Raw genomic sequence first — 12,458 nt, 5'->3', positions numbered from 1 at the left:
AGCGTGGACCACCTGGACTACGCGGGCGAACAGGGCATGGCGGTCGAGCAGGAAACCCTGGTGGAGGCGGACGTCACCAAGCGGGAGGCGGCCCGCAGCCTCTGGGGCGATGCCTGGCGGGACCTTCGGCGCCGGCCGATCTTCCTGCTCTCGACGGTGATGATCATCCTGCTGATCCTGATGGCGATCTTCCCCTGGGCGTTCACCGACGCCGACCCGCGCAAGGCCGACCTGGTCAATGACTTCCTCAAGCGCCCGGACTGGACGGACTTCTTCGGCGCCGGCTGGTTCGGCTACGACGGCCAGGGCCGCTCCATCTACGCCCGGGTGATCTACGGCGCCCGTGCCTCGATCACCGTCGGCCTCTGCGTCACGGCGACGGTCACCCTGCTCGGCGGGCTCTGCGGCATGTTCGCCGGCTACTTCGGCGGCGCCACCGACGCGGTGCTCTCCCGGATCACCGACATCTTCTTCGGCATCCCGCTGCTGCTCGGCGCGCTGGTGCTGCTGAACGCCTTCTCCAGCCGCACGGTGTGGAGCGTGGTCATCGCGCTGTCGTTCCTCGGCTGGACGCAGATCGCGCGCGTCATGCGCGGCGCGGTGCTGACCGTCAAGCAGGCCGACTACGTGATGGCCGGCCGGGCCCTGGGCGCCGGCACCGGGCGGCTGATGTCCCGGCACATCCTGCCGAACGCGGTGGCCCCGGTGATCGTGGTCGCGACCATCGCGCTCGGCGGGTACATCGCCACCGAGGCCACGCTGAGCTTCCTCGGCATCGGTCTGCAGGACCCGACGATCTCCTGGGGCATCGACATCGCCTCGGCCCAGAAGTTCATCCGGACGGCGCCCTTCGTGCTGTTCTTCCCGGCCGCCGCGCTCTCCATCACCGTGCTGGCCTTCATCATGATGGGCGACGCGGTGCGCGACGCCCTCGACCCGAAGCTGCGTTGACCGAGGGGACGCATCCGTGACTACAGCTGTCGAGAGCGGCACGTCCGGGCGGGAGGCCCCCTACCAGGGGCCCCTGCTCGACGTCCGGGACCTGCACGTGGAGTTCGTGACCCGCGAGGGAGTGGCCAAGGCCGTCAACGGCGTCAACTACAGCGTCCGCGCGGGGGAGACGCTCGCGGTGCTGGGCGAGTCCGGCTCGGGCAAGTCGGTGACCGCGCAGGCGATCATGGGCATCCTGGACATGCCGCCGGCCCGCATCCCCAAGGGCGAGATCGTCTTCCGCGGCCGGGACATGCTGACGATGGGCCGGGAGGAGCGGCGGAAGATCCGCGGGCAGAAGATCGCGATGATCTTCCAGGACGCGCTCTCATCGCTCAACCCGGTGCTCACCGTCGGCTTCCAGCTCGGCGAGATGTTCCGCTCCCACCACGGCACCTCCCGCAAGGACGCCAAGGAGAAGGCCGTCGAGCTGATGGACCGGGTGCGCATCCCCGCCGCCAAGCAGCGGGTGGGCGACTACCCGCACCAGTTCTCCGGCGGCATGCGCCAGCGCATCATGATCGCCATGGCGCTGGCCCTGGAGCCCGACCTGATCATCGCCGACGAGCCCACCACCGCCTTGGACGTCACCGTCCAGGCCCAGGTGATGGACCTGCTGGCGGAGCTGCAGGCCGAGTACCACATGGGTCTGATCCTGATCACCCACGACCTCGGCGTGGTCGCCGACGTCGCGGACAAGATCGCCGTGATGTACGCGGGCCGCATCGTGGAGACCGCCCCGGTGCACGAGCTCTACGCCCGCCCCGCGCACCCGTACACCCGGGGCCTGCTCGACTCCATCCCGCGCCTGGACCAGAAGGGCCAGGAGCTGTACGCGATCAAGGGCCTGCCGCCCAACCTGCTGCGGATCCCGGCCGGCTGCGCCTTCAACCCGCGCTGCCCGCGGGCCCAGGCGATCTGCCGCACCGACGTGCCGCCGCTGTTCGACGTGACCGAGGACGACGGCACGGAGCTGCCGGGCCGGGGCAGCGCCTGCTTCTTCTGGAAGGAGACCCTCCATGGCTGACGGGGCCGGCGCGCACGGAGCCAGCGCGCTCGGGGCGATCGTGCCGGAGGAGGTCGCCTTCGCCCAGGAGGTGCCGCGCGGCGAGCCGATCCTGGAGGTCCGGGACCTGGTCAAGCACTTCCCGCTCACCAAGGGCGTGATGTTCAAGAAGCAGGTCGGCGCGGTGAAGGCGGTGGACGGGGTCTCCTTCGACCTGATGCAGGGCGAGACGCTCGGCATCGTCGGCGAGTCCGGCTGCGGGAAGTCCACGCTGGCCAAGGTGCTGATGAACCTGGAGCCGGCCACCGGCGGCTCGGTGCGGTACAAGGGCGAGGAGATCTCCCGGCTGTCCGGGGCGGGGCTGAAGGCGGTGCGCCGCAACATCCAGATGGTGTTCCAGGACCCGTACACCTCGCTCAACCCGCGGATGACGGTCGGTGACATCATCGGGGAGCCGTTCGAGATCCACCCCGAGGTGGCGCCCAAGGGCGACCGCCGCAAGGCCGTCCAGGACCTGCTGGACGTGGTCGGGCTCAACCCGGAGTACATCAACCGGTACCCGCACCAGTTCTCCGGCGGCCAGCGCCAGCGCATCGGCATCGCCCGGGGCCTGGCGCTCAAGCCCGAAGTGATCATCTGCGACGAGCCGGTCTCCGCCCTGGACGTCTCCGTCCAGGCGCAGGTGATCAACCTGCTGGAGCAGCTCCAGGGCGAGTTCAACCTGTCGTACATGTTCATCGCCCACGACCTCTCGATCGTGCGTCACATCTCGGACCGCGTCGGCGTGATGTACCTCGGCAAGATGGTGGAGATCGGCTCCGACGCGGAGATCTACGACCACGCCACCCATCCGTACACCCAGGCGCTGCTCTCCGCGGTGCCGGTGCCCGACCCGGTGGCGCGCGAGTCGCGCGACCGGATCGTGCTCACCGGGGACGTGCCCTCGCCGGCCAACCCGCCCTCGGGCTGCCGCTTCCGCACCCGGTGCTGGAAGGCACAGGAGAAGTGCGCCCTGGAGGTGCCGCCGCTGGTGCCGCCGTCCTGGCTGGAGGGGGCGGCCCGGCACGAGTCGGCCTGCCACTTCGCGGCCGAGCGGGAGCCCGAATCGAGTTGACACCGGGCCGTCCGCCCGCCGTCCAGAGCGCGTCCTCCGTCCGGAGGGCGCGCTCCCGTCTTTTACGCCACCGACCTGCGAAAACGTGCGGCCGACCGTCGTGTCGGCCATTTTCTTTTGATCATTACGCTGCGTAAAGCATCGAATACCGGAGTTTATTGTTCGGTATTCGGAAGACGGAATGAATGCCTCCGGGCGCGATATGGCGGAATTTGCCGAGCATTGTCACGACTTGGTCTGAGCATGTAATTGAAAAGAGATGTGACGGCGATTCCACCGAAGGGGTCGGGTGATCGATAGTTGCTCTGCGCGTATCAGTGGTCACCTCGCCAACTGTGCGGTACGGCCCTGAGATGTCGACCCTCGCCATGCCCGGCACACCGAGTGGCGGGGCGCCGTTCGTTCGTAAGCCCCTAAATCGAGGAGCAGTTGAATGAGGCTCACCAAGACCATGCGTTGGACCGCGCTGGCGGCGTGCACGGCGCTCGCGATCACCGCCTGCAGCACCGGTGGGGACAAGAAGAGCAGCGGTCAGACCAGCGGTGCGCCGGGCAAGAAGGGTGGCTCGATCAGTGTCGAGCTCGGTGAGCCGCAGCACGGCCTGGTGCCGCAGAACACCGCGGAGTCCGAGGGCGCCGAGGTCCTCAACGCGATCTTCGCCGGCCTGATCGACTACGACATCAAGACCAACGCGCCCACGCTCCGGGTCGCCGAGTCCATCGAGAGCCCGGACGCCACCGTCTGGACGATCAAGCTCAAGGACGGCTACACCTTCCACAACGGCGAGAAGGTGACCGCCAAGTCCTTCGTGGACGCGTGGAACTACGGGGCGAACCAGGACAACGCGCAGGAGGCCATGCCCTTCTTCGACAAGATCCTCGGCTCCGAGGAGCTGGCCCCGGGCAAGGGCAAGACCCCGGCCACCAAGGAGCTCAAGGGCCTCAAGGTGGTCGACGACAAGACCTTCACGGTGACCCTGAAGGCGCCGTTCTCGCAGTTCAAGACCATGCTCGGGTACAACGCCTTCTTCCCGCTGCCGCAGGCGTTCTTCACCGACCCCAAGGCCTACGGCGAGAAGCCGATCGGGAACGGCCCGTTCGAGATGGACGGCGCCTGGGAGCACAACAAGCAGATCAAGGTGAAGCGGTACGAGAACTTCCCGGAGGCGGACGGAAAGGCGAAGCTGGATTCCGTCACCTTCAAGATTTACGAGAAGCTGGAGACCGCCTACAACGATCTCCGCGCGGACACCATCCAGATCACCGACAAGCTGCCGATCTCGGCCATGGGGACGGTGGCCAGCGAGTTCGGTGACCGGTACATCTACAAGCCGGAATCCGGAGTCGGTTACCTCGGATTCCCGATCGCCACGAACCCGGCTTTCGCGAAGGCGGACATCCGCAAGGCGATCTCGATGGCGATCGACCGCGAGGCGATCACCAAGACCATCTTCTCCGGCACCCGCAAGCCGGCCGACGACTTCATCAACCCGATCATCCCGGGCTACCGCCAGGGCGCGCTCGGCGACGCCGCGAAGTACAACCCGGCGAAGGCCAAGGAGCTCTTCACCCAGGCCGGCGGCCTGCCGGGCAACACGATCGAGATCGGCTACAACGCCGACGGCGGCCACAAGGAGTGGATCGAGGCCGTCGGCAACCAACTGAAGGCCAACCTCGGCCTGGAGGTCACCTTCAAGCCCTTCGAGAAGTTCGGCGCGATCCTCACCGCGCTGGGCGACAAGAAGTACTCCGGCGCCTTCCGCATGGCCTGGTCGATGGACTACCCGTCCGCCGAGAACTACCTGCGCCCGATCTTCTCCAAGGTCGCCATCGAGAACGGCTCCAACTACGGCGGCTACGTCAACGAGGAGTTCGAGACCGTGCTCGCCAAGGCCGACTCGGCGAAGACCGACGAGGAGAGCCTGAAGCTGTACCAGCAGGCCGACGACATCCTGATCAAGGACATGCCGTACATCCCCGTGTACACCTACATGTCCTCCTCGGCCTACACCAAGACCGTGAAGAACGTGAACGTCAACGCCCAGGGGCAGATGGACCTGGCCAACGTCGAGCTGGCCTGACCCCCATCCCGCTGACCGGCACCCGCTGACGGGCGGCGCGGGCAACCCCCGCGCCGCCCCTCATCGGCGTGCCCCGAACCACGAGGAGGCCACATGGGCCGCTATGTGGTCCGCCGGATCATCCAGGCCATACCTGTGATCCTCGGCGCGACATTCCTTATCTACGCACTGGTCTTCCTGCTGCCTGGCGATCCCATTACGGCACTGGCCGGTGAGAAGCGACAGGACCCCGCCGTGGTGGCGGTCCTGAGGGAGCGTTACCACCTGGACGACCCGTTCTTCCTGCAGTACTGGAACTACCTCACGTCCCTCTTCACCGGCGACTTCGGTGAGGACTACCGGGGCAACGCGGTGGTCGACGTGATGAAGACGGCGTTCCCGTACACCATCAACCTGGCGCTGATCGCGCTGGCCATCGAGATGGTCGTCGGCATCACCGCCGGCATCGTCGCCGCCCTGCGCCGCGGCCGCTTCATCGACAACGTCGTGCTGATCTCGACCCTGATGGTCATCTCCATCCCGGTCTTCGTCATCGGCTTCGTGCTCCAGCTGGTCCTCGGCGTGAAGCTCAAGACCGACTACGGCATCGACTTCTTCCCGGTCTCCTTCAACGAGGAGGCGGGCCTGCGGTCCTACCTGTTGCCCGCGTACGTGCTCGCCTCGACCTCGCTGGCGTACGTCGCCCGGCTCACCCGGACCAGCCTGATCGAGGTCATGCGGGCCGACTACGTCCGCACCGCGGTCGCCAAGGGGCTCAGCCCGCTGCGGGTGGTGGTCCGGCACGGGCTGCGCAACGCGCTGATCCCGATCGTCACCTTCCTGGGCATGGACCTGGGCGGCCTGATGGGCGGCGCGGTCATCACCGAGGGCATCTTCAACATCCCCGGGGTCGGACACCAGCTCTTCCAGTCCGTCTACCTGCGGGAACGCACCATCGTGGTGGGCATCGTGAGCGCCCTGGTGCTGGTGTACCTGTTCGCCAACCTGGTGGTCGACCTGCTGTACGCCGTCCTGGACCCGAGGATCCGCTATGAGTGAGCCGAAGAGCGAGAACGTGAAGGTCTCGATCCCCGGCCAGTCGGCCGGGCCGGCCGACGCCGGGCAGGGCGCCACCGTCGCCCCGGGCGCCGGGGCGGCCGGCGCCGCCAAGCCGGCGGGCAAGGAACGGGTCGCCAGTCTCTGGACCGACGCCTGGTACGACCTGCGGCGCAACCCGCTGTTCCTGATCGGCGGGGCACTGGTGGTGTTCATGGTGGCGCTCGCCGTCGCCCCGCAACTGTTCACCGAGCAGGACCCGCTGTCGGCGGGCTTCTGCAACCTGTCCGACTCGCTGAAGCGGCCCAGCGCCGAGCACTGGTTCGGCTTCGACGTGCAGGGCTGCGACATCTACACCCGTACGGTGTGGGGCGCCCGCAACTCGATCATCGTCGGCATCATCACCACCACCCTGGTGGTCGCGCTCGGCGGCGCGCTGGGCCTGTGGGCCGGCTGGATCGGCGGGATCTGGGACTCCCTGCTCTCCCGGGTCACCGAGATCTTCTTCGCCATCCCGCTGCTGCTCGGCGGCATGCTGATCATGTCGACCTGGCAGAAGGGCAACGCCTGGACGGTCTCCGCCGTGATGGCCGTCCTCGGCTGGCCGCAGATCTACCGGCTGATGCGCTCGGCGGTGCTCTCCAACAAGCACAACGACTACGTGGTCGCGGCGCGGGCGCTCGGCGCCGGCACCGGGCGGATCGTCACCCGGCACATCCTGCCGAACGCGGTGGCCCCGGTCATCGTGGTGTCGACCATCAACCTGGGCGTCTACATCGGGGCCGAGGCCGCGCTGTCCTACCTGGGCATCGGCATCCAGTCGCCGGAGATCTCCTGGGGCCTGATGATCGCCGACGCCCAGTCCAGGTTCCTGAACGCCCCGCACGTCCTGCTCTTCCCGGCCGCCGTGCTGAGCATCACCGTGCTGGCGTTCATCATGCTCGGCGACGCGGTGCGCGACGCCCTCGACCCCAAGCTGCGCTGAGGAGGCGGGGACGATGACAGAAGCGTCGAAGCTCGTGAAGCAGCAGGTGACGGTGACCGCGGGCCGCGAGAGCCTGGCCGCCGGGACCCCGCTGCTGGAGGTCGACGACCTCCACATCGAGTTCCACACCCGCGACGGGGTCGCCAAGGCCGTCAACGGGGTCAGCTACTCCGTGTCGGCCGGGGAGACCCTGGCGGTGCTGGGCGAGTCCGGCTCGGGCAAGTCGGTGACCGCGCAGGCGATCATGGGCATCCTGGACATGCCGCCGGGGAAGATCACCGCGGGTGCCATCCGGTTCCGCGGCGAGGACCTCCTCACCATGAGCCCCAAGGCCCGCCGGGCGGTCCGCGGCCGGAAGATCGCGATGATCTTCCAGGACGCGCTGTCCTCCCTCAACCCGGTGCTGAGCGTGGGCTACCAGCTCGGCGAGATGTTCCGGGTGCACCAGGGCGCCTCCCGCAAGGAGGCGAAGGAGAAGGCCGTCGAGCTGATGGAGCGGGTGCGCATCCCCGCCGCCCGGCAGCGGGTGGGCGACTACCCGCACCAGTTCTCGGGCGGTATGCGCCAGCGCATCATGATCGCCATGGCGCTGGCCCTGGAGCCGGACCTGATCATCGCGGACGAGCCCACCACCGCGCTGGACGTCACCGTCCAGGCCCAGGTGATGGACCTGCTGGCGGAGCTCCAGGCCGAGTTCAACATGGGTCTGATCCTGATCACCCACGACCTCGGCGTGGTCGCCGACGTCGCGGACAAGATCGCCGTGATGTACGCGGGACGGATCGTGGAGACCGCCCCGGTGCACGAGCTGTACGCCAGCCCGGCGCACCCGTACACCCGGGGCCTGCTGCGGTCGATCCCGCGCCTGGACCAGAAGGGGCAGAACCTCTACGCGATCCAGGGCCTGCCGCCGAGCCTGCTCAAGATCCCGGCGGGCTGCGCGTTCAACCCGCGCTGCGACCGGGCGGAGGACCGCTGCTTCAGCGAACTGCCCCAGCTGGTACCGGTGCTGGACACCGAGGGGGCCGACCTGCCGGGCCGCCGCAGCGCCTGCCACTTCTGGAAGGAGACCCTCCATGGCTGAGCCGATCCTGGAGGTCAAGGACCTGGTCAAGCACTACCCGCTGACCCAGGGCATCCTCCTGAAGAAGCAGGTCGGCGCGGTGAAGGCGGTGGACGGGGTCTCCTTCGGGCTGCTGAAGGGGGAGACCCTCGGCATCGTCGGCGAGTCCGGCTGCGGGAAGTCCACGCTGGCCAAGGTGCTGATGAACCTGGAGCGGGCGACCGCGGGCCAGGTGCTCTTCAAGGGCGAGGACATCACCCGGCTCTCCGGGGCGGGGCTGAAGGCGGTGCGCCGCAACATCCAGATGGTGTTCCAGGACCCGTACACCTCGCTCAACCCGCGGATGACGGTCGGTGACATCATCGGGGAGCCGTTCGAGATCCACCCCGAGGTGGCGCCCAAGGGCGACCGCCGCAAGGCCGTCCAGGACCTGCTGGACGTGGTCGGGCTGAACCCGGAGTACATCAACCGGTACCCGCACCAGTTCTCCGGCGGCCAGCGCCAGCGCATCGGCATCGCCCGGGGCCTGGCGCTCAAGCCCGAGGTGATCATCTGCGACGAGCCGGTGTCGGCGCTGGACGTCTCGGTGCAGGCGCAGGTGATCAACCTGCTGGAGCAGCTGCAGAGCGAGTTCGAGCTCTCCTACATGTTCATCGCCCACGACCTCTCGATCGTGCGCCACATCTCCGACCGGGTCGGCGTGATGTACCTCGGGAAGCTGGTCGAGATCGGGACGGAGGACCAGATCTACTCCTTCCCGACCCACCCGTACACCCAGGCGCTGCTCTCCGCGGTGCCCGTGCCCGACCCGACCGGACGGGAGCAGCGCGAGCGCATCCTGCTCAGCGGCGACCTGCCCTCGCCGGCCAACCCGCCGTCCGGCTGCCGGTTCCGCACCCGCTGCTGGAAGGCCGAGGAGCGCTGCTCCACGGAGGTGCCGGCGCTGGCGGTGCCGGCGGTGCTGAAGGGCGCGGCCGCGCACGAGTCGGCCTGCCACTTCGCCGAGGTGCGGGACGTGATCGGCGCCGGGTGACACCTCCGGCGAGCCGTACGGCCGGGCCCCCGGGGACGCCTCCCCCGGGGGCCCGGCCCGTCTCACTTCTGGAAGCCGACGTTCTCCCAGACGATGTCGGACAGGCCCTGGGCGCCGATGTTGGCGAGGTCGGCCTTGGCCCCGTACAGCTGGGGGCGCTGGTAGAGCGGCAGCATCCCGGCGACCTTCCACAGCTCCCCGTCGGCCTGGTTGATGGCCTCGAAGGTGGTGGCCGCGTCGCCCGCGCCGGCGGCCCGGTCGAGGGCGGCGTCGGCGGCCGGGCTGCCGGCCTGGGAGTGGTTGGTGCCGCCGGAGGTGACGAAGTTGGCGCGGTTGCCGGAGGCCGGGAACGGCGTGCCCATCAGCGAGTACGCGGTGATGTCGAAGTCGCGCCGGTTGATGTACTTGTCGAAGAACTCGTTGGGGGCCGCGGTCTCCGTGACGACCTTGATCCCGACCTCCTTGAGCATCTGGGTGGCGACCGCGGCCTCGTTCTGCGCCTGGGTGACGCCGGCCGGGATGACCATGCGCAGCGAGAGGTCCCTGCCGTCCTTGCGGCGGACCTCGCCGGTGAGCTTCCAGCCGGCCGCGTCCAGCTTGCGGCGGGCCTCCTCGGGGTCGTAGCGGCTCAGGCCGAGGGAGTTGTCCCGGTAGCCGTTCTGGTTGGCCACCAGCAGGTGGTTGTTGAGGGTCACCGTGGGCCAGTCCAGCCCGCTGAGGTCGGAGCGGGTGATCGCGTCCCGGTTGATGGCCTGGAACACGGCCTGGCGGACCGTGGGGTCGGTGAGCACCGCGCTCTTGCTGTTCAGGGTGAACTGGCGGAAGTCCGGGCCGCCGGCGCGGCGGACGGCGGCGCCCTTGGTGCTCTTGATGGTCTGGTAACCGGCCACGTCGGGGCCGTTGTTGAAGATGTCGATGTCGCCCTTGGCGAAGGCGGCGGCCATGGTGTTGGGGACCATGGCGTGGAAGACGATCCGGTCGAGCATCGGCTTGTCGCCCCACCACTGGGGGTCGGCGACCAGGGTGACGGTCTGCGCCGCGCGGTCCATCCGCTCGACCTTGAACGGGCCCGAGGTGACCGGGATGGCGTCCAGGTAGGCGGTGTTGAAGAGCTCGGCGCCGGTGAGCCTGCTCGCCGGCAGCAGCGGGCCGTTGGCGGCGCCGTTGAACATCGACTGCCACTCGGAGAACGGCCGCTCGAAGACCATCACGGCCTGGTGGTCGTCCTTGCCGCGCTCGACCGCGGAGACCAGCTCGAAGCCGGTGCTGCTGGAGGACTTGAACGCCGGGTCCCGGCCGTTCAGGGCACGCCAGTTGGCCTCGATGTCGCGCCAGGTGATGGGGGTGCCGTCGGACCACTTGGCCTTGGGGTTGAGCGTCCAGGTGACGGTCTGGCGGCCATCCCTGAGGCCGGACTCGGCGCTCACCAGGTAGGCCGGGTTGACGGTCTGGGTGCCGGCCGCGTCGGAGCGGAAGAAGGTCGGCAGCAGCGGCTTGGTGACGCTGATGGTCGAGGCCTCGCTGCCGTCGGTGTGGATCGGCGACCACTGGGTGGAGTACTGGGCGACCGCGAAGTGCAGGGTGCCGCCCTGGCGCAGGTCGGTGCGCGGGTGCGGGTTGATGTCCATCGCGGTGAGCTTGGGGCTCGACGCCATGGTCGGCACGTCGGCCGAGGCGTCGGAGGGCTCGTCGGGGGCGCAGCCGGCCAGGACGAGGACGGCGGTCAGGGCGGCGGCGGTGAGCCGGGCCGACCGGTGGGGCGTGGAACGGCCCAAGGCGCTTCTCCTCGTGCGGACCGGAGCGGGGTACGGTGCCACATCTTCCTGATCAAGGGGAGTGGTTGTCGAACAATTCTCGATCAAATCTTGATAACGCCACGGGGTTTCGGTGGTGATGGGGTGCTTCGCCGGGTGTGCGGGGCCGGCCCGGCAGCGACGAGGGGCCGACCCGGAACGACGAAGGGCGGGCCCGGTGGCCGGGCCCGCCCCTCGTCGGTGGTGCGTCAGGTGGTGACGAACTTGTGGGTCCGCTCCTTGTCGCCGGACTTCTCCAGCAGCGGGGTGATGGCGTCCGCGACGTCCTGGGCGGTGATCGGGGCCAGCGGGCCGCCCGCGCCGCCCTTGCGGGCCTTGACCTTGTCGAAGATGCCCTTGAGGGCGCCGTTCAGCTGGTCGACGTCCCACTTGGGCACGATCTTGCCGTTGGCGTCGGGGGCCAGGGTGAGCGCCTTGGCGGCGGTCAGCTTGCCGAAGTCCCAGGTCTTACCGCCGGCCTGGACGTGCACGTTGCCGCTCATCGCGGCCTTGCCGAGGGTGTCCGCCGCGCCCTGGAGCGCCTGGGTGGAGATCTTCGGCTGGGCGGCGGTGACCGCCAGCGCGATCGGCTGCTCGGGCTTGCCCGCGGCGCGGTCCAGGTAGGCCCGCTCGACCGCCGCGACGGCCGCGGCGGCGTCCACCGCCTGACCGGCCTTGCCCGGGACCACGACGGCCTCGCCGGCCTCGTTGAACTTGACGTAGCCCTCCTGGACGGACTGGCCGGAGCCGGAGGCCAGCGCCTCCAGGGCGGCCTGGAGCTTGGCCCGGTCGACCCTGACCTCCGGCGCGACGGCCTTCTCGCCGCCCTTGAGCGAGCCGATGACCTCGACCGGGTCGTAGCTGTGCTGGGCGAGCTTGTCCACGGTGGCCGTGGTGTCGAAGCTCAGCCCGGCGGCGGTGGTGTCGAGGTCCAGGACCTGGTCGCCGATCTTCAGCTTGAGGGGCTGCTGACCGGCCTTGCCGACGGTCTCCTCCAGCTGGTGGATGGCCTGGTCCCGGCCGCTGCCACCGATGTCGGTGCCGAGCACCACGGTGCCCTTGGGCACGTCCGACTGGTTCATCATCAGCCCGGTGCCGTACGCGGCGGCGCCGATGAACAGCACCCCGCCCACGCCGTACACGGCGAGCTTGACGATCTTCTTGCCGCCGCCGCGCTTGGCGGGGGCGGCCGGGGCCGGCTTCGGCGCGGCCGGACGCTCGGCTGCGGGCTTCGGGCCGGGCGGCGGCACGGCGGCGGCCGGGGTGGCCCCGGGACCGGTGGCGGCCCCGTCCAGCCACTCGGCGGGCAGGGAGGGGGAGCCGCCCTGCCCGCAGGGCGCGCCCGGGAACAGGCCGGGG

Annotated in this window: 10 protein-coding genes; 8 read left to right on the top strand and 2 right to left on the bottom strand. The window is 69.2% G+C overall.

What is annotated here, in order from left to right:
- The first annotated feature begins 36 nt into the window (after window positions 1–36).
- The 8 genes from ACWEQL_RS22445 (at window position 37) to ACWEQL_RS22410 (ending at window position 9,306) form a co-directional block, all read left to right on the top strand.
- Entirely contained in the window at window positions 37–951 is a 915-nt protein-coding gene (locus ACWEQL_RS22445; protein ID WP_452152079.1) for an ABC transporter permease, read from the top strand.
- 16 nt (window positions 952–967) lie between these two features.
- Window positions 968–2,017, top strand: a complete 1,050-nt coding sequence (locus ACWEQL_RS22440) for an ABC transporter ATP-binding protein (RefSeq protein WP_452152063.1) — start codon at window positions 968–970, stop codon at window positions 2,015–2,017.
- The gene (locus ACWEQL_RS22435; protein WP_452152062.1) at window positions 2,010–3,110 is read left to right on the top strand and encodes an ABC transporter ATP-binding protein; all 1,101 of its coding nucleotides are present in this window, start codon (window positions 2,010–2,012) and stop codon (window positions 3,108–3,110) included. The genes ACWEQL_RS22440 and ACWEQL_RS22435 overlap by 8 nt, the downstream gene beginning before the upstream one ends.
- 433 nt (window positions 3,111–3,543) lie before the next feature.
- Window positions 3,544–5,190 (top strand): peptide ABC transporter substrate-binding protein, encoded by a 1,647-nt coding sequence (locus ACWEQL_RS22430; protein WP_452152061.1) that lies wholly within the window; start codon window positions 3,544–3,546, stop codon window positions 5,188–5,190.
- Between the two features lie 93 nt (window positions 5,191–5,283).
- Window positions 5,284–6,228, top strand: a complete 945-nt coding sequence (locus ACWEQL_RS22425; RefSeq protein WP_452152060.1) for an ABC transporter permease — start codon at window positions 5,284–5,286, stop codon at window positions 6,226–6,228.
- Entirely contained in the window at window positions 6,221–7,210 is a 990-nt protein-coding gene (locus ACWEQL_RS22420; RefSeq protein WP_452152059.1) for an ABC transporter permease, read from the top strand. Before ACWEQL_RS22425 ends, ACWEQL_RS22420 begins: the two co-directional genes overlap by 8 nt.
- Window positions 7,211–7,223: 13 nt before the next feature.
- Window positions 7,224–8,294, top strand: coding sequence for an ABC transporter ATP-binding protein (locus tag ACWEQL_RS22415; RefSeq protein ID WP_452152058.1), 1,071 nt, complete (start codon window positions 7,224–7,226; stop codon window positions 8,292–8,294).
- Window positions 8,287–9,306, top strand: coding sequence for an ABC transporter ATP-binding protein (locus tag ACWEQL_RS22410; RefSeq protein ID WP_452152057.1), 1,020 nt, complete (start codon window positions 8,287–8,289; stop codon window positions 9,304–9,306). Before ACWEQL_RS22415 ends, ACWEQL_RS22410 begins: the two co-directional genes overlap by 8 nt.
- 62 nt (window positions 9,307–9,368) lie before the next feature.
- Here the strand turns inward: ACWEQL_RS22410 and ACWEQL_RS22405 are convergent, their stop codons facing one another.
- Window positions 9,369–11,081, bottom strand: coding sequence for an ABC transporter family substrate-binding protein (locus ACWEQL_RS22405; protein ID WP_452152056.1), 1,713 nt, complete (start codon window positions 11,079–11,081; stop codon window positions 9,369–9,371).
- 227 nt (window positions 11,082–11,308) lie between these two features.
- Window positions 11,309–12,458: peptidoglycan binding domain-containing protein (locus ACWEQL_RS22400; protein ID WP_452152055.1), on the bottom strand; the 1,150-nt coding region annotated here is incomplete at its 5' end.

Source organism: Kitasatospora sp. NPDC004240 (assembly GCF_053603215.1).
This window is presented reverse-complemented; position numbering and strand designations above follow the sequence as displayed.